Here is a 20,291-nt window from a genome sequence, read left to right as displayed (position 1 = left end):
AATTTTATTTTTTAAAGTTACATTTAGTAACAGATAATAGAAGATTATGAATGCTTTCAAAATATCTTATATTAAGTGATAGAATAATTTTAGTATAATTGCCAAATTTTTTATATTTTAAATTTTAAAAGGAATGGCGTGGATTTTTTTGACTACGCAATATATAATATTGAGTATCGCGATCCGCTTTTTGGCATTATAGTGCTGATTTTTTGTATAGGGCTTGTGAGTCTTTTTGGGTATTACTGGAATTATATCATTAGCCAAAAACAACAAAAATCTTTAAGTAAATTTATAGAAAGTTTTGATTATGTTGGTTTTGATAAGGAAGTTAAGGAATTCTTAGCCCTAAGCCCAAATCCGATTCCATCTCTACTCTTTATGGCAAAAATGTATCAAAAAAGTGCAAATTATGAAAAGGCTATCCGTCTTTATGCCACACTTTTGGACTCCCTTAAAAATCCCCTTGATAAGATTCCTATTTTAGAATCTTTAGGGCTTGTTTATAGCAAGGCTGGCTTTCCCTTGCGTGCAAAAGAGATTTATTTAGAAATTCTTCATCATTATCCGCGTAATCCTGTGGTTTTAAATGCTCTTATTAAAATTTATGAAGAGTTAAACGCCTTTGAAGATGCGCTAAATGCGCTAGATTGCCTAGAAGAAATGCAAGGCAACACACAGCTTCACAAATTCTATCTAAAGGCTAAAATTCTAATTTTAACTCATAAAAACGCAACCAATCAAAATCAACTTCCCTCTAGGCTTCTTTCTTTGCTAAAAAAAGAGCCAAAGCTTACGCGTTTAATTTTAAGTTTTTTAAAAGACTATCATCCTACGCTATTTTGGCAATGCATCTTAGAGATTCCTTATAATGCGCTCGCACAAATCCTAGATATAATATGGAATCAAAAAGAGATTCCAACTTCTTTGCTAAAAGAGTTAGAAAGTACCACTTTAGAGAATAATCAAAGTCTTTTAAAAGATATTTTAGAAGCAAAAGGAATCTTGCCTTTAAGCGTATCCAAAAAAGCAACTTTTGAGTTAGAAACGCTGTGTTTATTGCGTGCAAATACTAACTATCAAGGGGATTTGCGCTTTAGCTATCAATGCACAAATTGTAGCGGAACCTCCCCGCTTGCTTTTGATCGTTGTCCGCATTGTGATGGATTATTAACTTCAAAAACACTGGTATTTTTAAAGGAAAGAAAAGATGAAGTGTGTTACTCTTTTTTGTGATGGTTCTTCTTTGGGAAATCCGGGTTTTGGTGGTTGGTGTGGAATCTTGCGCTATAAAGAGTCTGAAAAGGTCTTAAGCGGTGGTGCAAGAGTCGCTACAAATAACCAAATGGAATTAACGGCGTTAATTATGAGCTTAGAAGCTCTAAAAGAGCCTTGCGAAGTGCTTGTGGTGTGTGATTCTAAATATGTTTTAGATGGACTTAGCAAGTGGCTTCCAAACTGGATTGCTAAAAACTTTAAAAATGTCAAAAACACTGAACTTTGGCAACGCTACATCAAAGCTGCAAAGCCTCATAAAATCAAAGTAGAATGGGTCAAAGGGCATAGTGGGCATTGCGAAAATGAGCGGTGCGATAAGATTGCCAAAGAAGAAGCATTAAAATTCAAAAATACTTAAGGATTATGGTGAATTTAAAACATTTTGAAAAAACATTGGGCTATCACTTTAAGGCGCAAAATTTGCTTAAAGAAGCATTGACACACAAAAGTGCAAAAAAAGGCACACATAACGAACGCTTGGAGTTTTTAGGTGATGCGGTTTTGGATTTGATTATTGGAGAGTTTTTATATAATAAATTCCCAAATTCAAGAGAGGGTGAGCTCTCTAAAATGCGCGCTTCAATGGTTAATGAAAAAGCCTTTGCCAAAATTGCAAGATATTTAAATATTGGTGAGTATCTTTTTATCTCAAATTCTGAAGAGCAAAACAATGGAAGAAAAAAGGATTCTATTTTATCAAATGCCTTTGAAGCAGTTATTGGCGCAATTTATTTAGAAAGTGGCTTAGATATAGCACGCAATTTAATGCATAATCTCTTAAGCGCAGTGTATCCAAGCATTGATTTAAACAGCTTATTTTACGATCATAAAACAGCCCTGCAAGAACTTACGCAAGCAAAGTTTGGAGAAACTCCAGAATATGTTTTGCTAGATTCTAGCGGACCAGATCATAATAAAAACTTTTTAATAGGTGTAAAAATTCAGGGAAAAGAGTTTGCAAAAGCAAGTGGCAAAAGCAAAAAAGAAGCCCAGCAAATTTGTGCAAAAATCGCCATTGAAGCCTTAAAGGGTTAAGATGAACACTTTTGGAATCGCGCTTAAGGTTACAACCTTTGGGGAGAGCCACGGAGCTGGGATTGGCGGGGTGATTGATGGGTTACCTTCTGGTATTGTGCTTGATGAAGAATTTTTACAAACAGAAATGCTAAGGCGTATGGGCGGTAGGAATCTTTACTCCACACAACGCAAAGAAGCCGATAGAGTTGAAATTTTAAGCGGTGTATTTGAGGGCAAAACCACAGGCACGCCACTTGGATTTTTTGTCCAAAATTCTGCTAATAAAAGCAAGGATTATGATTCTATTAAGGATTTATTCCGTCCCGGACACGCGGATTTTACTTATTTTCAAAAATATGGATTCCGAGATTTTAGAGGTGGCGGTAGAAGCAGTGCTAGAGAGAGTGTAGCGCGCGTTGCTGCTGGAGCGATTGCTAAAATGTTTTTAAGACATTTTAACATTAAGGTGCAAAGTGGAATCCTAAGCATTGGTGCAATTAAGGGGGAAGAAGTTGATTTTAATTACGCAAAGAGAAGCGAGATTTTTGCCCTAGATAAAAAAATGGAATCCAAACAAAAAGAAGCCATAATGCAAGCAAAAAACGCACATAATAGCATAGGTGGCGTTGCGCTAATTTGTGCTAGTGGAGTGCCAGCAGGACTTGGAGAGCCTTTGTATTACAAGCTTGATAGTGCCATTGGCGCATTAATGCTTGGATTAAATGGGGTTAAGGCGGTAGAAATTGGCAAAGGTGTGGAATCTACACTTTTGCTAGGTTCAGAAAATAATGATGAAATGGACGCTCAAGGGTTTTTAAGTAACCATTGTGGCGGAATTTTAGGAGGAATTAGCACGGGAGATGAAATTGCTATTAAAGTGCATTTTAAGCCTACGCCTAGCATTTTCTTGCCCCAAAACACACAAGATATTCAAGGCAATGTAGTAGAATGCAATATTAAAGGGCGACACGATCCTTGCGTTGCAGTGCGTGGAAGTGTAGTTTGTGAAGCACAACTTGCATTAATTTTAGCGGATATGCTTTTATTAAACGCAACAAGCAAGCTTGAAAATCTACAAAAACTCTATACACTCTAATGCCCACAAAAACTGCTCTACTCTTTGCTGATGAAAAACTTGGCGTAGGTTTAGGGCATATTAGCCGTTGCACTGCTCTTAAAGAAGAATTAGAAGAACAAGGTTTTGTAGCAAAAATTTTAGATTCTTGCTTTTTGGATTCCTACTTTTTAGATTCTTGCAATCTAAAAATACTTTATGATTTAATTGTTATTGATTCTTATGTATTGCCCTTAGATTCCTATGTTTTAGCTACAAAATATGCCAAAAAATGCTTATTTTTTGATGATACTTTGCGTCTTAATTATCCACAAGGGATTATTATTAATAGCGCAAATATGGAATCTAAAAAATACAAAGAAAAATACCCTAATCACACACTATTTTTAGGCAATGGATACACACTAACACAACGCGCCTTTAAGCACCAAAGCCTCAAAAAACTTAATCCTATCATAAAGCGCGTTTTAATCACGCTAGGCGGTGATGATATTTTAGTTTTAAACACCCCCATATCTTACGCGCTTTCAAACACTTTTCCAAGCTTACAAATCCATTGCATCACAAAAGATTCTCTCCAACTACCAAAATGCGTTAAAGCTTACTCCCAACTAAATGCTCAAGAAATGGTGCAATGTATCCGCTCAATGGATCTTTGTATTTGTGCTTGCGGACAGAGTTTAAGAGAGATTCTTTATTGTGGAGTGCCAGTTATTGCGCTAGAAGTTGCAGATAATCAAAGCGCAAATTTAGAAAGTTTTCAAACTTGCACCTTAAATCTTCCAAAAGCCTATGCTATGCCAAAAGAGCAAATTTTACAAAGCGTTATAGAGCTTGTCAAAAAGTCTCAAAATCTATCCTTGCGCTTGAAGCACCGCCGCATTGCTAAGGCATTATTAACATATAAGAATCTATGGAAAGGCGCGTTTTAATCTTTAAAACATTTCTGAAGCCATCTTCAAAAAACACTTGAAAAACCGCATAATAAAGCGAGTTTTTAATTGAAAAAAAGTAGAATTTTGGAATTTTTAGTTGAAGGTATCACAATGAAAACAAAAGATATAAGGGCTTTGTATTTAGAATTTTTTAAATCTAAGGGGCATCAAGTGTATGAGTCTATGCCTTTAGTGCCAGATGATGCGAGCTTGCTTTTTACTAATGCAGGAATGGTGCAATTTAAGGATATTTTCACAGGTAAGATTCCAACACCTAAGCAAAGGCGTGCTACAAGCGCGCAACTTTGTATCCGCGCAGGTGGAAAGCATAATGATTTAGAAAATGTCGGCTACACCGCACGCCATCACACACTTTTTGAAATGCTTGGTAACTTTAGCTTTGGCGATTATTTTAAAAAAGATGCGATTGCGTATGCGTGGGAGTTTGTTACAGAAGTTTTAGGCTTTGATAAATCGGTGCTGTATGTAACAATCCATGAAAGTGATGATGAAGCTTTTGAACTATGGTGCAAACATATAGACTCTAGTCGTATTAAAAGAATGGGTGATAAGGATAACTTCTGGCAAATGGGCGATACAGGTCCTTGTGGTCCTTGTAGTGAAATTTTTGTGGATCAAGGAGCGGAATTTTTTAATGGTGAAGAAGACTATTTTGGCGGAGATGGGGATAGATTTTTAGAAATATGGAATCTTGTGTTTATGCAGTATGAAAGAAGTGCCGATGGGAGCTTAAAACCTTTACCTAAGCCTAGTATCGATACAGGAATGGGGCTAGAGCGAGTAGCTGCACTTTTGGAGGGCAAACGCTCTAATTTTGACTCTAGCATTTTTATGCCTTTAATCCACAAGGTAGAATCCTTAAGCAAACAAACTTATGTCTATGAAAGTGGTGCGAGCTTTCGTGTAATTGCCGATCACGCGCGCGCTGTGGCGTTTCTACTCGCACAAGGGGTAAATTTTGACAAAGAAGGCAGAGGCTATGTCTTGCGTAGAATCTTGCGAAGAGCGGTAAGGCACGGCTATTTGCTAGGCTTAAGAAAGGCGTTTTTATATGAAGTAGTAGGCGTTGTGTGTGATACTATGGGGGGGCATTATGGCTATTTAAAAGAGCGTAAAAATGCTGTGCAAGAACAATGCAAGGCGGAAGAAGAAAGGTTTTTTGAGACGATAGAAAGCGGAATGGCGTTGTTTAATAAAGAGATTCAAACGCTAAAAGCAAAAACTAACACAAAGGCTTTTGGATTAAATAATGATAACGCGGAAGCAGTTGAGATGAGAAATTGCGGTTTTCAAGGCGGAGACGAAGGGAGTTACCTAGAGGGTAATGACCGAGCATCCAATGCAGAATCCGCGATTCATCGCTCAAATGCAACGCGTTTTAGTGGCGAGGTAGCCTTTAAGCTCTATGATACCTATGGCTTCCCGCTTGATTTAACGCAAGATATGTTGCGTGAGCTTGGCTTAGATGTGGATATGCAGAGCTTTGAAAAATGTATGCAAGAACAAAAAGATAGAAGCAAAGCACATTGGAAAGGAAGCGGTGATAGCGCCAAAGATGGCGATTTTAACGCACTTTTGAGTGAATTTGGGGAAAATGCGTTTGTGGGCTATGAAAATGTTAGCGTAGAATCTAAGATTCTAGCCCTTTTGGATTCTAGCTTTAAAAGAGTGGAATCTTTAGGAGCGGGGCAAGAGGGCTGGGTGATGTTAGAATCTACGCCGTTTTATCCAGAGTCAGGGGGACCGGTAGGGGATAAAGGTTTTTTATTAGGGCATTCAGTATTGAGCGATAAATCAGGGGGTGCTTCGTATTGCTCACTGCAACGCACGCTTAGTGTGTCTCATTCGCAAGACTTACACAACCCTGATTTCTCATCTCAATCCTTAGAATGCCAAGACTCTCACAAAGTGGATTCTAGTAGTCCGCAAAATATAGTCGCTAAAGTTTTAGATACCCAAAAATACTTTGGGCTAAACCTTTCCAAAGTCGTTGCTACAAGTATGCTAAAGGCGGGGGATTTGGTAAAAGCACAAGTAGATTCTAGTCGCTTTGAAATTGCCAAGCACCACTCCGCCACGCATTTGCTGCATTATGCACTAAGACAGATTCTAGGTAGCCATATTGCCCAAGCTGGAAGCCTTGTAGAGACAAATCGTTTGCGTTTTGATTTTAGCCATCCAAAGGCGTTAAACACAGATGAGCTAGAGCAAATAGAAGCCTTAGTTAATAGCAAAATTGCAGAATCCTCCCCGCAAGTGTGCGAAACTATGGGGATTACAGAAGCTAAAGCAAAAGGGGCTATGGCACTTTTTGGCGAAAAGTATGGGGAGAATGTGCGGGTTATTAGCTTTGGAGATTCTATTGAGCTATGTGGAGGGATTCACATACAAAATACTGCGGAGATTGGGAGCTTTTATATTGTGCGTGAAAGTAGCGTGAGTAGCGGAGTTAGGCGCATTGAAGCAGTGTGTGGAAAAGCAGCGTATCACTATGGAAAAAATGCGCTAGAGTCCATAAAACAGGCAAAAGAAGCCCTTAAAGCACAAGATATAATACAAGGAATCTTTAAGCTAAAAGAGCAGATAAAAGAGCTTAAAGAAAAGGCTAGCAAGAGTAGCACGGGTGCAAAAACATTGGAATCTAAAATGCTAAATGGCGTCAAGCTTATAGCCTTAAAGCTAGAAAATACCGATACAAAAGAAGCTAAAGAGCTTGTAGATAACGCAAAAAATGAAAATGAAAAAGTTGCAATTCTACTTATCACAGAATCTAGTGGCAAAGTTACAATTACTGCTGGAGTAAAAGGTGTAGAATCCAAACTCAAAGCTGGAGCTTGGGTAAAACAAGTCGCACAAATTCTTGGCGGTAATGGCGGGGGCAGAGATGACTTTGCCACTGCTGGAGGCAAGATTACAGATTCTAACAAGATAAAAGAAGCTTTGGGGTTAGCAGAAAAGGTTTTTCAAGATATATTTAATTAAAGAAATATTGAAGTAAAAAGGATTCCAAATGGAATCCTTTTATATTAGAGCCTTGATTCGTAGCGTCTAAGCATATATAAGCGTTTAAGCATTTTCTTGCGTGCGCTAATTTTTTGCTTTTTACGCTTTTCAGTTTTTGGTTCAAAAAATCTTCTCGCGCGACTTTCAGTTACAACAAGGTTTCTATCTGCTTGTTTTTTAAACTTTCTATACGCATCATCAAAAGATTCGTTTTCCCTAACTTTGATACCTGGCATCTAAATCACCACCTTCGTGTAAAAATTATAGCTTCAAAATTAAAGCGCGTAATTCTAGCATAAAGCAAGTAAAAAATGTGAAAAAATCACATAACAAACACAAAAAATTTTATTTTTTTGCTACTTTTTACACTTATTGCGCTAGTATTGTGGCAAAATTTTTATATTTTCAAGGAGCTTTTATGGAACAAGTGCGCAATATGCGACAATATTTCAAAAAACGCTATGTAATGTATCTTATCACAACAATTATTGTTTTTGCGATTCCATTTATCCAAATCAATGGCAATCAAATTTTTCTCTTATCTTTTGATCACAAACAATTGCATTTACTTGGCGTTGCTTTTGATATGCAGGAATTGTATTTAATGCCCTTTTTGTTAATTTTAATGTTTTTATCCATATTCTTTCTAACCACGCTTGCTGGGCGTGTATGGTGTGGCTGGGCGTGTCCGCAAACGATTTTTCGCGTGCTGTATAGGGATTTGCTAGAAACTAAAATTTTACGCTTACGCAAACGAATTGAAAATCGCCAGTTAGAACCTGATATGAGCTTAGGTATTAATAAAGTAAAAAAGGTTGTGGCGGTGTTAATCTGGTCGCTTTTGGCGCTGGTTGCAGCATCAAATTTTATGTGGTATTTCGTGCCACCAGCGGATTTTTTTACCTATATCCAAAATCCACTAGAGCATAAGTATTTGCTGATTTTCTTACTTGGAATCGCACTTTTTTTAATTGCTGATATTGTATTTATCAAGGAAAATTTCTGTATTTATATGTGTCCTTATAGCCGCGTGCAAAGTGTTTTATATGATAATGATACAATTATGACTGTGTATGATTATAAGCGTGGTGGAGCTGTATTTGATCCTAAAGGTATCAAGCTTTGGAAAAAGCCTGAAACGCCAAATGCTGAATGTATTGGCTGTGAAGCATGCGTGAAAATCTGCCCCACACACATTGATATTAGAAAAGGAATGCAGTTAGAGTGCATTAACTGCCTTGAATGCTCTGATGCTTGCACGCGTGTAATGGGAAAACTTGGTAAAGAAACGCTGATTTCTTGGACAAGCCCGCAAAGTATTGAAGAACGCCAAAAAGTGCGTTATGTGCGCTTTAAAACCATTGCTTATGTGGTTGCGCTTGGAATCGTTTTTGCAGGACTTTTGGCAATGAGCTCTACAAAAGAGAATATGCTCTTAAATATTAATCGTGGCGAGCTATCAATCCGTGATAATAATATTGTAGAAAACTCTTATATCTTTTTATTTCAAAACACAAGCAATGAAGATTATAAATTCTATTTTGAAGTTGAAAATAACGATGCAATTAAGATTAAACGCCCTAGCAAGCCTTTCTTAATCAAAGCTGGTGAGAAACAAAAACAGCCTGTTACACTCTATACAGACAAAAATCTCGCACAAGATGCGCAAAAAAACACGCATATTCAACTTCAAATCAAAGCCTACGCGCTAGATAGCAAAGAACCTATTGAAGTGCATAGAAAAAGCGTATTTATCTATCCACCCAGCAAAGTGATTAATAGATAAATGCGTAATAGTGGAATCTATTTTTTTCTTATCGCCTTTGTGCTAACTCTTTTAGCACTCTTTAGGCTTTATGCGCCTTTTTTAATGAATCTTTTAATTGCATTTTTACTCTTTATTGCTACACAAGGTATTTATTGTGCATTGTTAAAACGCCTAAAATCCCAACTTCTTGTTTCTGCGCTGATGGTTTTGATACTTATCACGCTCTGTTTTGTGCCGATTTTTTATATTTTACTAAGCCTTGCAAATATTGCAACAAACTTAGATTTAGGCAATTTTCAAAACTTCTTGCTAGATACACAAGCTCGCTTAACACTTTTTAGCAAAGATTTAATCTTATATTTGCCTGATATTATACAAAATGAAATGAATACCTATTTAGAGCAATTTCACGCAATAAACTGGGGAGATATTCTTAAGCAAGGACTAAATCTCATTGCCAAAGCTTCAAAAAATAGCATTTCTTTTGTTAGTGATACGCTATTTATCCTAGTTTTTCTTTTCTTTTTTTATTATTATGGAAATACTTTGGGGAGTTACTTTTTAGGACTAATTCCTTTTAATCCCACACAAACAAAATCTCTTTACAATGAAGTGAGTGCTGTTATTAGCGTGGTGTTTTATTCCTCTATTTTTTCAATGATTTTACAAGGCACGCTTTTTGGAATCCTAATGCTTTTTTTTGGCTACAATTCCTATTTACTTGCTGTTTTTTATGGCTTTGCTTCCCTTGTTCCAGTTGTTGGCGGCTCTCTTGTGTGGCTTCCTATTGTCGGGTATGAACTTTATCTTGGTAATTACACAAATGCTATTGTTATTGCACTCTACTCTATTATTATCATTGCAACCCTTGCTGATAATGGCATAAAACCCTTTATCATTGCTTTTATTAACCGCGTGTTAATTAAAACCCCTGTGCAAATTAATGAAATGCTAATATTCTTTGCCATCATTGCTGGTCTTACAAGCTTTGGATTTTGGGGAATTGTGCTTGGACCTGCAATTACTGCACTATTTATTGCATTACTTAGGATTTACCAAACACTTCTAAACTCAAACAAGGATTAATTTTAAGCTTCTAATCTATTTTAATTCTTAAAAATCAATGCAATAAATATTGCATTGATTTTTACCCTCTGCAAGTTATTCTAAAAAAATATTTTTTTATCTGTATAATTGACTTCATTTTGCTATAATGCTACTTTAATTTTAAAAGGAGTGATTATGCAATGCCCTGTCTGTGTCGGTGTAGATTTAGTAATGAGTGAGCGAAGTGGCGTTGAGATTGATTATTGCCCAAAATGTCGCGGCGTCTGGCTTGATCGTGGAGAGTTAGATAAAATTATTGAGCGTTCCAATAATCAAGGAGAGCAAAGGCAAAATTATCAGCAAGCCCCACAACCAAACTACCAAAACACACAGCACCACCCCCAAGATTACCGCCATCATAAAGATTATAAATACAAAAAGCGCGAAAGTTTCTTTAGCGAACTCTTTGATTTTTAGCAATGATTATTATTCCAGCAAGACTTAAATCTACGCGTTTTCCTAACAAGGTCTTAGCGCAAATTAATGGAATCCCTATGGTTGTTCGCACCGCGATGCTCGCTCAAAAAGTTGATGATGCTGTGGTAGCTTGTGATGATTCTAGTATTGTTGATATTTGCGCACAATACAAGATTCCTTCTGTCTTAACAAGCAATGCACACGAAAGTGGCACAGATAGAATCGCTGAATGTGCGCGTATTCTGAAGCTTAGAAGCTCTGAAATTGTGATAAATTTACAAGCTGATGAGCCTTTTTTAGAAATTGAAGTGATACAAGCCCTAAAACACTTAATGCATAACACTAAAACCCCATTTATGGGAAGTTGCGCAAAGATCATCACACAAGAAGAAGCACAAGATCCCAATCTTGTCAAAGTTGTGCTAAATGCAAATAACGAAGCGATTTATTTTTCACGCGCTAAAATTCCCTACAATAGAGACAATTTGGATTCCGTGATTTACTATGGGCATTTAGGGCTTTACGCTTTTAGTGCAGAGAGTTTGCAAGAGTTTTGCACCTTGCCAAAATCCACTTTAGAATCTGTTGAAAAGCTAGAACAACTCCGCGCATTAGAAAATGGTAAAACCATCGCAATGGCAAAGGTAGAATCAAAATCTTTTGGTATTGATACCCAAGAAGATTTAGAACGCGCTTTAAAAACCTATCTTAATTAATTTGGCTATATCCATAAAATTCCATTTTCACTTTTGCTTTTTAAGCTTAAAAATAATCTAAGCATTTTTAGAGTAAAAGCTAAACGCAATTTACATTGACAGCATAAACTAAATATTATTTATTTTAAACTAAAGAAAGGACAAATAAGTATGGAGAAATCTAATAAAAGGGTGTATTTAGACAATAACGCCACAACAATGTTAGATCCAAAAGCAAAAGAGAAAATGGAAGTGTATTTTTGTGAAAAATATGGCAATCCCAACTCTTTGCATAGTTTTGGCACAGAAACACATCCAGCAATTAGAGAAGCCTTTGAGTCTCTTTATGAAGGTATTAATGCACGCGATGAAGATGATATTATTATCACTTCTTGTGCAACAGAGAGCAATAACTGGGCTTTAAAGGGCGTATATTTTGATATTTTGCGTTTTGGTGAGAAAAACCATATTATTACAACAGAAGTGGAACATCCAGCGATTCTTGCAACCTGTCGCTTCTTGGAAGATTTGGGAGTGAATGTTACATATCTACCCATTGGAGAGAATGGCACGCTAAGTGTTGCCGACCTTGAAGCAGCAATCACAGATAAAACCGCCCTTGTTAGTATAATGTGGGCAAATAATGAAACAGGGATCATTTTTCCTATTGAAGAAATCGGAGCAATCTGCAAAAAATATGGAATCCTTTTTCATACAGATGCCGTGCAAGCTATTGGTAAAATTCCCGTAGATGTGCAAAAGTGCAATATTGATTTATTAAGCTTTAGTGCGCATAAATTCCATGGACCAAAAGGAATTGGTGGTTTATACATTAAAAAAGATGTGAGACTCACTCCCCTATTCCACGGCGGCGAACATATGGGCGGACGCCGTAGCGGAACTTTAAATGTGCCTTATATTGTAGCAATGGGTGAAGCAATGCGTCAAGCAACACTCTATCTTGACTTTGAACGCAATAATGTTAGAAGATTACGCGATAAATTAGAAGACGCGCTTTTAGGGATTAAAGATACTTTTGTGGTAGGAGATCGCTCTTTAAGGGTGCCAAATACAATTTTAATTAGCATTCGCGGTGTTGAAGGTGAAGCAATGCTTTGGGATTTAAATAAAAATGGAATCGCTTGTTCAACAGGTAGCGCTTGTGCAAGTGAGGATTTAGAAGCAAATCCAGTAATGAGTGCTATTGGTGCAGATAAAGAATTGGCACACACGGCAGTTAGGATCTCACTTAGCCGCTTTACAAGTGAAGAAGAGATTGATTATGCAATTGGAGTTTTTAAGAAATCCATTGAACGCTTAAGAAAAATTTCAAGCAGTTATTAAAGGAAAAAATATGGCAAAAAATGAATTATTAGGTGGAGCATTGTGGGACGCATATTCTAAAAAAGTTAGCGATAGAATGGACAATCCCACGCATTTAGGAGTTATCACACAAGAAGAAGCCGATAAGAGAGGCTTAAAATTAATTGTTGCAGATTATGGTGCAGAAGCGTGTGGCGATGCTGTGCGTTTATATTGGCTTGTGGATTCTAATGATGTGATTGTAGATGCAAAATTTAAGAGTTTTGGTTGTGGGACGGCGATTGCAAGTAGTGATATGATGGTTGAGCTTTGCTTGGGCAAAAAAGTGCAAGAAGCCGTAAAAATCACAAATATTGATGTAGAAAAAGCCTTGCGCGACAATCCAGATACTCCAGCAGTTCCGGGACAAAAAATGCATTGTTCTGTAATGGCATATGATGTAATTAAAAAAGCAGCTGCACTTTATCTAGGAAAAAATCCTGAAGATTTTGAAGATGAGATTATTGTCTGCGAATGCGCTAGAGTAAGTCTTGGAACACTTAAAGAAGTGATTAAACTTAATAATTTAAAAAGCGTAGAAGAAATCACAGAATATACAAAAGCAGGCGCATTTTGCAAAAGCTGTATTAAGCCTGGGGGGCACGAAGAGAGAGAATATTATTTAGTTGATATTTTAAAGGAAGTGCGTGCTGAAATGGAAGAGGAATCCCTAAGAGAAAAAGCAGATGCACAAAGTCAAGGGGATTTGAAATTTACAGAAATGACAATGGTGCAAAAGATTAAAGCCATTGAAAACACTATTGATGAAAAAATCCGTCCAATGCTAATGATGGATGGTGGAAATATGGAAATCATCGATTTAAAAAATGGAAGTGATGGATATACTGATGTTTATATCCGATATTTAGGAGCTTGTAGCGGTTGTGCTAGCAGTGCTACTGGAACGCTCTTTGCCATTGAATCTGTCTTGCAAGAATCTTTAGATTCTAGTATTAGGGTATTCCCTGTATAAAATGAGACGCAATGAATTTGAATGCATAGATTCCGAGCTGATGGAATCTATGCTAGAAAAAATTGAATTTGGAGTAATAATTATTCCGGATATTGAACCTTATGGAGTTCCAGTTAGCTTTTGCTATTGTGAAAATGAAATTTACTTACACGGCGCAAAGAATGGTAGAAAATACCATCTCTTAAAAGAGAATCCTAAAGTTTCTTTTACTGCTACAAAAGTTTATTCTTATATCCACTCTACTTTTCTAAATAATACTATGATCCCAACGCAGTTTTTCTTTTCAATTTATTTAAGTGGCATTTTCAAAACAATAACCGAAGTACAAAGAAAAAAACATATTCTAAAAACTCTTGTTCAAAAATATGAACCTTCTCACCAATCTTTAAATATGGATTTAGGACAATTTGAAGGGCAAGAAAAAGGCGTGTTTGTAGGAACAATAGAAATAATTAGCAAAAGCATTAAAGCAAAATTTGGACAGAATCTAAAAGCAAATGCTAGAGAACAAATTATTAAAGATTTAGAAAAGAGGGGGACAGAACTTGATAAAAATACCATAAAAATGATACGGCATTTTAATAGCTAACTAAAATTCAATTTATTTTTATTTAAGATGAGATAAAATTCCATTTGCCCTTTTTGAGACTTGTGCAATAGGCTTTTTGGATAATGCTTCAGGGTGGGAACACAGCAGAGCCTCTAAAAAGTTTATGTGCCGCAAGTATCTTAAAAGGGGTTTAAAGATTTAAAATGACAAAAAAACTTCCCATAGAGCAATTTTTACAAACAGATTTTTCTCATATCATAGATGTGCGTTCTCCTAGAGAATACAAGCAATCACACATTCCAAATGCCATAAATTACCCTGTTTTAAATGATGATGAGTTTGAGTATATCGGCACACTTTATAAACAAAACTCTTTTAAAGCCAAAGTTTTAGGGGCAAGCTTTGTGAGCGCTAATATCTCTAAGCATCTTTTAAAACTGCAAGATAAAATCAGCCCAAAAAAATCTATTGGAATCCATTGTGCTCGTGGAGGAATGCGCAGTCAAGCACTTGGAATCATACTTTATCAAATTGGTTATCAAGTTGCCTTACTAGAAGGTGGTTACAAAGCTTATCGCAAGGAAGTGGCGCGCTATTTACAATCCCCCTTACCACACCACTTTATTACTCTTATAGGACAAACAGGGAGCGGGAAGAGTGAGATTATTGCTTCTTTTGAAAATTCTTTAAATTTAGAAGGGATTGCAAAGCATTTAGGCTCTAGCTTTGGTGGGATTTGTGGCACACAACCTAGTGTAAAAAGCTTTCAAAACGCGCTATTTGAAAGACTTAGGGAGCTAGAAAATGCACCTTTTGTTTTGGTAGAGGGTGAGAGTAAAAGGATTGGCAATTTAATCCTTCCTAGCGTGCTCTATAACGCCTATCAAAACGCTCCAAAGATTTTTATCCAAACTCCACTTGAAGAGCGAATCAAGAGAATTACTAAGCAATATGGTAAAATCTCACACGCATTTTTTGAAAACGCAATGCAAAAAATCTCTCCTTTTATGAAAAAGGACTTTTGGCAAAAGGCTAAAGATGCCTTTAATTGTGGTGATTTAGAGAGTGTGGCTGAGATTTTACTTGTAGAATATTATGATAAGGTCTATAAAAAAGAATCTTATGCTTACACTATTTCTTATCATTCTTTAGAGCAAGCACACACCGAGATTTGCACACTTGCAAGAGAATATTATAAATAAAGGAAACTTTTGGATACTTATACTTATAGCGAACTTTTAAAAACACTTAATATAAAATGTGAAAATATCAAAAAAATTATGCAACCTAGCTCCCTAAAAAATCGTATTTTAGAGATTACGGAACTAGAGCAAACAAAGGATTTTTGGGAAGATGCAAAAAAAGCTGGAGAGTTACAAAAAGAAAAAAAGCGTTGTGAGCGACAACTTGAAAAATACAACAACGCAAAATCTGCCCTTGATGATGCAATTGAACTTTTTGAACTCTCAAGTGATGATTTAGAGAGTCTTGAAGTGCTGTTTGCAGAATCTGAAGAGTTGGAATCTATTATTAAGAATGCTGAAATTGAAGTAATGTTAAGTGATCCACTAGATTCCAACAATGCAATCTTTACCATTACTCCAGGTGCTGGTGGAACAGAATCACAGGATTGGGCAAGTATGCTTTATAGAATGTATTTACGATGGGCGGAACGCAAGGACTTTAAAGTGGAATTACTAGATTATCAAGAAGGCGATGAAGCAGGGATTAAAGATGCGAGTTTTATTATAAAGGGCGAAAATGCCTATGGCTATGCAAAGGCTGAAAATGGCGTGCATCGCCTTGTTAGAATCTCCCCCTTTGATGCTAATGCTAAACGCCACACAAGTTTTAGCTCTGTGCAGGTTAGCCCCGAAATTGATGATGAGATTAATATTGAAATTGACGAAAAAGACTTAGAGATTGATACTTATCGTGCTAGTGGGGCTGGCGGACAACATGTAAATAAGACAGAATCTGCTGTGCGCATCACGCATAAGCCTAGCGGAATTGTCGTGCAATGCCAAAATGATAGAAGCCAACACAAAAACAAAGCAAGCGCGTTAAAAATGCTAAAATCTAAGCTTTATGAGCTAGAACGCCTAAAGCGTGAGGCAGAATCCAATCACACTGATAAAGGTGATAATGGCTGGGGACATCAAATTAGAAGCTATGTTTTAACGCCTTATCAGCAAGTCAAAGATTTACGCTCAAACCTTGCTTACACTAATGTAGATGCGATTTTAGATGGCGATATTGATACAATTTTAGAAGGTGTGCTAATCCACATTAACACGCAAAAAGCGGAATCGTAATTCAAAAATTATCCTCAAACCAGCCTGCAATCTCACTTCGGATTGTTTGGTGTAGCACAATGGCAGAGAGAAAATTATCTTGCTTTGCTTTTTTTAGCAGACTCACAAGCCCATTACGAAACTTGCTAAGATAGGGGTGATCAATTTGCATAGGATCGCCTAAAAACACAATCCTAGAATCCTCTGCCATTCTTGTGCCAATGAGCTTAATTGTCGCATTTGACGCATTTTGCGCTTCATCAAAAATCACAAACTTCTTAGCAATGCTAACCCCCCTAGCGTGCGCAATATCCATAACTTCAATATTATGCTTTGTGATAAAATATTCTGTGGCTTCCTTACTCTCAATGCTGTTTGCATCTCCGCGATATTCAATGCGTTTTGCTAGGGATTCCTTTTGCATTTTAGTAATCATAAAATTAATTACACTAAAGAGTGGATACATAAAATAATTTAGCTTTTGGCTCTCATCGCCTTTACGAAATCCAAGTTCTGCTTCTTTGTCATTTGCTGTAACGGTGTTGCGCAAATATACGATTCCATCTACCATGCCCTTTTTAAGCAAATGTAATCCCGCCTGCAAAGCAATTAGTGTTTTTCCACTGCCTGTTGCACCACTACAAATGGTAATTTTATTTCTAGGGTGCATTAAAAGTGCGTAAAGGAATTTTTGTTCCAAATTAATAGGCTTAACATAAAACACAAATTCTTCTAAAAGTGCGTCAAAATCCAAAGATTCAAACACTCCATCAAGCTTGATTCCATAATGTTTTTTGCCTGTTTGATACAGGCTGTTTTCTGTGTTATCTAGCTCATCAATAGCAAGCAAACTCCAGTTTTTTAGAGCCTTAAACCTTTGCTCTTTTTCTATATTTACTTTAATATTGCTCTTATGCACACTAAAATGTGTTAAAAAATCAATTTCTTGTGGATTTTCAATGCGATCACGCATTAAGGATTGCGAGTTAATACTTAAAGAAAGTGCATAAATCTTTAGAGATATATCATTTGTTAAAAGCGTGAGATTATAATCTTTAGCAATCTCTAAAAGACGCGCATCATTTAGCCCATAATCTTGGAATTTAGTTTTATAAATGGGACGATGGATAATTTGTAAAGGAATTTCTCTAGCGTTATTGCTAAAATATAGCGTGTGGATTTTGTCGTTTTCTATCGCGATATATTCTGAAATGCTAGCATTATCGCCATTTATGCTTCTAAAAAATTCCCTTGTAAAAAATCCTGTTTCGCTATTTAAGTCTTTTTTCTTATCTAGCTCACTTAAGGTTACATCGCAAATAAAAATAGTATTTTCACCATCTTGATGGAGAAAAAATAGATTCTCCACATCATCTAAGATTATAGAAGTATCAATAAGATAGGATTTTTTCACCTATTGACAACCTTCGCATTCAATACTTCTATCCATCGTGTCTGTTGAGATTTCTGCTTCTATGCTTTGCGAGCGTAAATAATAAGTAGATTTTAATCCTAGCTTCCAAGCTAGCGTATAAATTTCATTTAAGTATTTTCCACTTGCTAAATTAAGAGCCATAAAAATATTTGTGCTTTGCCCCTGATCAATCCACTTTTGACGCACAGCGGCAGCTTTAACAAGTAGGCGTTGATCAATTTCATAAGCTGAAGTATAATAATTCCAATTATCCAAGCTTAAATTTGGCGCAACAACTGGAATCAAGCCACTAAGATTTTCCTCAAACCATTTGCGCTTATAAATTGGCTCAATTGTCTGTGTTGTGCCAACTAAAATAGAAATGGAGCTTGTTGGAGCAATCGCCATTAAATAACCATTGCGCATTCCTTTAGTTTTGACTTCCTCACGCAATGCATTCCAATCATAATCATACGCAAACAATCCACCACGATCCACAAGAGCCTTTGCTTCGTTATTTGCCTTATCAATAGGAAAAATCCCCTTAGACCACTCAGAGCCTACAAAGTCGCTATAAACGCCCTTCTCTTGCGCTAGCTCACAACTAGATTTAATTGCATTATAGCTCACAGATTCCATAATTGCATCAATCTTTTGCAAATGTGCATCACTTCCCCACTCTATACGAGATTCTGCAAGCATTTGTGCTTCACCCATCACACCAAGTCCAATGGCACGATTATCTAAATTTGTAACCTTAACCTTACGATTTGGATAGAAATTTAAATCAATCACATTATCAAGCATTCTAATTGCAATTGGCACAACGCGTTCAATATCTTCTTTTGTGTGAATTTTTGAAAGATTAATGGACGCTAGATTACACACAGCAGTTTTACCATCTTTTGATTCTCTTTGAGCAATAAAAACCTTTTTACCACCAATACTATCTGTGGAAGTGATTTTATTAGAAAGCTTTTCAATACCATAATCTGTAATAATAGGCTGATACTCTGGATAATCTTCAATTGTGCCATCTTCAAATTCTACACGAATAAAAGTCGTGTTTGGTTCTGTATTTTGAAAAATCTCTGTGCAAAGATTTGAGCTTCTAATAATCCCAGCGTGTGCATTTGGGTTGGCACGATTTGCATTATCTTTAAAGCATAAAAATGGAGAACCAATTTCAAAATAACTCGTTAAAATTTTCTTCCAAAGATCCTTAGCTTTAACAGTTTCCCTAACGATGCTTTCATCTTGTTCATATTGAATATAACGCGCCTCAAAAGCTTCCCCATACAAATTTGTTAAATCCGCGCAAGCAAGCGAGTCAAACAGACTCCACAAACCATCTTCGCCTACTCTTTTCATAAATAAATCTGGAATCCATAACGCTGGAAATAAATCGTGCGTGCGTCTTCTTTCTTCTCCACTATTTTTCTTAATATCTACAAAATCAAAAATATCACTATGCCAAGGCTCTAAATATACAGAAATTGCACCTTTTCTAGTGCCCAACTGATCCACAGCAATGGCAATATCATTTGTGATTTTCAAAAAAGGGATCACTCCGCCTGCAGCATTTTTATGCCCATCAATAAAACTTCCTAGCCCACGGATTTTAGAAAAATCCCAGCCAATTCCACCGCCATATTTACTTAAAAGTGCCATTTCTTTATAAGAATCAAAAATTCCTTCAATACTATCAGGCGTGCTTCCTACATAACAAGAGCTAAGTTGATGGCGTGGAGTTCTCGCATTTGAAAGCGTAGGTGTTGCTACCATCACTTCAAACTTTGAAAGCAAATCATAAAACTGCTCTGCCCAATAATTAGGATCTTTTTCGTTTTGCGCCAAAAACATTGCAATCCCCATAAACATATGCTGTGGCAATTCAATAGGATTACCCTGCTTATCCTTTAGTAAATAGCGATCATAAAGCGTCTTGACACCCAAATAATTAAACTGCAAATCTCTTTCTGGAACAATTTTTTTATTTAAACGATCAAGATTAAATTTCTCTTTTAAGCCCCCAATAATACGATTTTCTCTTTCCCCTTTCTCAAAATATTCTGCAAGGCTTTTATAGCCATTAAAACCATTAACACGATGGTATAAATCATATAAAAACAAGCGTGCCGCAACATAAGTCCAATTAGGACAATCAATATCAATCTTATCCACTGCTGTTTTAATCAGCGTTTGTTGAATCTCTTGTGTGGTGATTTTATCGCGAAATTGCAACTTCGCATCCACTTCTAATTCGCTTTGCGAAACACCTTCTAACCCCAAAACGGAATCTTTTGTATGCTTTTGAATCTTTGTAACATCTAGTGGTTCAATTCTCCCATTCCTCTTAACAACTGTCAGCATTTTGCCCCC

Annotated in this window: 18 protein-coding genes and 1 other RNA gene; 16 read left to right on the top strand and 3 right to left on the bottom strand. The window is 36.5% G+C overall.

The features are described 5' to 3' along the window. The first annotated feature begins 138 nt into the window (after positions 1-138). The 6 genes from IP358_RS03895 (at position 139) to alaS (ending at position 7,308) form a co-directional block, all read left to right on the top strand. Positions 139-1,236 carry a tetratricopeptide repeat protein gene (locus tag IP358_RS03895; protein WP_006803146.1) on the top strand — a complete coding sequence of 366 codons (1,098 nt, stop codon included), beginning with the start codon at positions 139-141 and terminating at the stop codon, positions 1,234-1,236. Then, positions 1,211-1,636: a ribonuclease HI gene (gene rnhA / locus IP358_RS03890; RefSeq protein ID WP_006803147.1), complete on the top strand. Its 426-nt coding sequence runs from the start codon at positions 1,211-1,213 to the stop codon at positions 1,634-1,636. The genes IP358_RS03895 and rnhA overlap by 26 nt, the downstream gene beginning before the upstream one ends. 5 nt (positions 1,637-1,641) lie before the next feature. Further along, positions 1,642-2,313 (top strand): ribonuclease III, encoded by a 672-nt coding sequence (rnc, locus tag IP358_RS03885; protein ID WP_006803148.1) that lies wholly within the window; start codon positions 1,642-1,644, stop codon positions 2,311-2,313. A gap of 1 nt (position 2,314) precedes the next feature. Further along, positions 2,315-3,391 carry a chorismate synthase gene (aroC, locus tag IP358_RS03880; RefSeq protein ID WP_006803149.1) on the top strand — a complete coding sequence of 359 codons (1,077 nt, stop codon included), beginning with the start codon at positions 2,315-2,317 and terminating at the stop codon, positions 3,389-3,391. Then, positions 3,391-4,302 (top strand): hypothetical protein, encoded by a 912-nt coding sequence (locus IP358_RS03875; protein ID WP_006803150.1) that lies wholly within the window; start codon positions 3,391-3,393, stop codon positions 4,300-4,302. The genes aroC and IP358_RS03875 overlap by 1 nt, the downstream gene beginning before the upstream one ends. A gap of 114 nt (positions 4,303-4,416) precedes the next feature. Further along, the gene (gene alaS, locus IP358_RS03870; RefSeq protein WP_006803151.1) at positions 4,417-7,308 is read left to right on the top strand and encodes an alanine--tRNA ligase; all 2,892 of its coding nucleotides are present in this window, start codon (positions 4,417-4,419) and stop codon (positions 7,306-7,308) included. Between the two features lie 44 nt (positions 7,309-7,352). On the opposite strand, the gene rpsU is transcribed toward alaS, so the two are convergent. Continuing rightward, a complete protein-coding gene (gene rpsU / locus IP358_RS03865) occupies positions 7,353-7,565 on the bottom strand; it encodes a 30S ribosomal protein S21 (protein ID WP_006803152.1) in 213 nt (70 codons plus the stop codon). Between the two features lie 182 nt (positions 7,566-7,747). Here rpsU and ccoG point away from each other — a divergent pair, with 182 nt between their 5' ends. The 10 genes from ccoG to prfB all read left to right on the top strand — a co-directional run bounded on the left by ccoG (position 7,748) and on the right by prfB (position 16,516). Further along, positions 7,748-9,115 (top strand): cytochrome c oxidase accessory protein CcoG, encoded by a 1,368-nt coding sequence (gene ccoG, locus IP358_RS03860; RefSeq protein WP_040498853.1) that lies wholly within the window; start codon positions 7,748-7,750, stop codon positions 9,113-9,115. Continuing rightward, positions 9,116-10,183, top strand: coding sequence for an AI-2E family transporter (locus IP358_RS03855; RefSeq protein WP_006803154.1), 1,068 nt, complete (start codon positions 9,116-9,118; stop codon positions 10,181-10,183). A gap of 156 nt (positions 10,184-10,339) precedes the next feature. Beyond that, complete coding sequence (locus IP358_RS03850; RefSeq protein WP_006803155.1) at positions 10,340-10,621, top strand: TFIIB-type zinc ribbon-containing protein; 282 nt, start codon at positions 10,340-10,342, stop codon at positions 10,619-10,621. 2 nt (positions 10,622-10,623) lie between these two features. Next, a complete protein-coding gene (gene kdsB / locus IP358_RS03845) occupies positions 10,624-11,337 on the top strand; it encodes a 3-deoxy-manno-octulosonate cytidylyltransferase (protein WP_006803156.1) in 714 nt (237 codons plus the stop codon). A 150-nt stretch (positions 11,338-11,487) separates the two neighbouring features. Further along, positions 11,488-12,660: a NifS family cysteine desulfurase gene (locus IP358_RS03840; RefSeq protein WP_006803157.1), complete on the top strand. Its 1,173-nt coding sequence runs from the start codon at positions 11,488-11,490 to the stop codon at positions 12,658-12,660. Positions 12,661-12,670: 10 nt separating this feature from the next. Further along, positions 12,671-13,651: an iron-sulfur cluster assembly scaffold protein NifU gene (locus tag IP358_RS03835; RefSeq protein WP_006803158.1), complete on the top strand. Its 981-nt coding sequence runs from the start codon at positions 12,671-12,673 to the stop codon at positions 13,649-13,651. A 1-nt stretch (position 13,652) separates the two neighbouring features. Then, positions 13,653-14,240, top strand: a complete 588-nt coding sequence (locus tag IP358_RS03830; RefSeq protein WP_006803159.1) for a pyridoxamine 5'-phosphate oxidase family protein — start codon at positions 13,653-13,655, stop codon at positions 14,238-14,240. Between the two features lie 51 nt (positions 14,241-14,291). Further along, positions 14,292-14,389, top strand: an RNA gene (gene ffs / locus IP358_RS03825) — signal recognition particle sRNA small type. Between the two features lie 15 nt (positions 14,390-14,404). After that, a complete protein-coding gene (mnmH, locus tag IP358_RS03820) occupies positions 14,405-15,403 on the top strand; it encodes a tRNA 2-selenouridine(34) synthase MnmH (protein WP_006803160.1) in 999 nt (332 codons plus the stop codon). A gap of 9 nt (positions 15,404-15,412) precedes the next feature. Beyond that, entirely contained in the window at positions 15,413-16,516 is a 1,104-nt protein-coding gene (gene prfB, locus IP358_RS03815) for a peptide chain release factor 2 (protein ID WP_006803161.1), read from the top strand. A gap of 1 nt (position 16,517) precedes the next feature. Here prfB and IP358_RS03810 read toward each other — a convergent pair whose 3' ends face one another. Both IP358_RS03810 and IP358_RS03805 read right to left on the bottom strand, forming a co-directional pair. Next, the gene (locus IP358_RS03810) at positions 16,518-17,909 is read right to left on the bottom strand and encodes a PhoH family protein (protein WP_006803162.1); all 1,392 of its coding nucleotides are present in this window, start codon (positions 17,907-17,909) and stop codon (positions 16,518-16,520) included. Continuing rightward, positions 17,910-20,282 (bottom strand): ribonucleoside-diphosphate reductase subunit alpha, encoded by a 2,373-nt coding sequence (locus IP358_RS03805; RefSeq protein ID WP_006803163.1) that lies wholly within the window; start codon positions 20,280-20,282, stop codon positions 17,910-17,912. Positions 20,283-20,291 lie beyond the last annotated feature (9 nt).

The sequence above is a fragment of the Helicobacter winghamensis ATCC BAA-430 genome (assembly GCF_028751035.1).
Classification (GTDB): Bacteria; Campylobacterota; Campylobacteria; order Campylobacterales; family Helicobacteraceae; genus Helicobacter_D; species Helicobacter_D winghamensis.
Note: the sequence above shows the minus strand (reverse complement) of the source record. Positions and strands in the feature narration are given on the sequence as shown.

Bases quoted from the DNA above. Each gene is read 5' to 3' on its own strand.
- IP358_RS03850 (WP_006803155.1), top strand. From the start codon at position 10,340: ATGCAATGCCCTGTCTGTGTCGGTGTAGATTTAGTAATGAGTGAGCGA.
- mnmH (WP_006803160.1), top strand. From the start codon at position 14,405: ATGACAAAAAAACTTCCCATAGAGCAATTTTTACAAACAGATTTTTCT.
- IP358_RS03855 (WP_006803154.1), top strand. From the start codon at position 9,116: ATGCGTAATAGTGGAATCTATTTTTTTCTTATCGCCTTTGTGCTAACT.
- IP358_RS03835 (WP_006803158.1), top strand. From the start codon at position 12,671: ATGGCAAAAAATGAATTATTAGGTGGAGCATTGTGGGACGCATATTCT.
- IP358_RS03840 (WP_006803157.1), top strand. From the start codon at position 11,488: ATGGAGAAATCTAATAAAAGGGTGTATTTAGACAATAACGCCACAACA.
- ccoG (WP_040498853.1), top strand. From the start codon at position 7,748: ATGGAACAAGTGCGCAATATGCGACAATATTTCAAAAAACGCTATGTA.
- rnhA (WP_006803147.1), top strand. From the start codon at position 1,211: ATGAAGTGTGTTACTCTTTTTTGTGATGGTTCTTCTTTGGGAAATCCG.
- rnc (WP_006803148.1), top strand. From the start codon at position 1,642: ATGGTGAATTTAAAACATTTTGAAAAAACATTGGGCTATCACTTTAAG.
- IP358_RS03875 (WP_006803150.1), top strand. From the start codon at position 3,391: ATGCCCACAAAAACTGCTCTACTCTTTGCTGATGAAAAACTTGGCGTA.
- alaS (WP_006803151.1), top strand. From the start codon at position 4,417: ATGAAAACAAAAGATATAAGGGCTTTGTATTTAGAATTTTTTAAATCT.
- aroC (WP_006803149.1), top strand. From the start codon at position 2,315: ATGAACACTTTTGGAATCGCGCTTAAGGTTACAACCTTTGGGGAGAGC.
- rpsU (WP_006803152.1), bottom strand. From the start codon at position 7,565: ATGCCAGGTATCAAAGTTAGGGAAAACGAATCTTTTGATGATGCGTAT.
- kdsB (WP_006803156.1), top strand. From the start codon at position 10,624: ATGATTATTATTCCAGCAAGACTTAAATCTACGCGTTTTCCTAACAAG.
- IP358_RS03830 (WP_006803159.1), top strand. From the start codon at position 13,653: ATGAGACGCAATGAATTTGAATGCATAGATTCCGAGCTGATGGAATCT.
- IP358_RS03805 (WP_006803163.1), bottom strand. From the start codon at position 20,282: ATGCTGACAGTTGTTAAGAGGAATGGGAGAATTGAACCACTAGATGTT.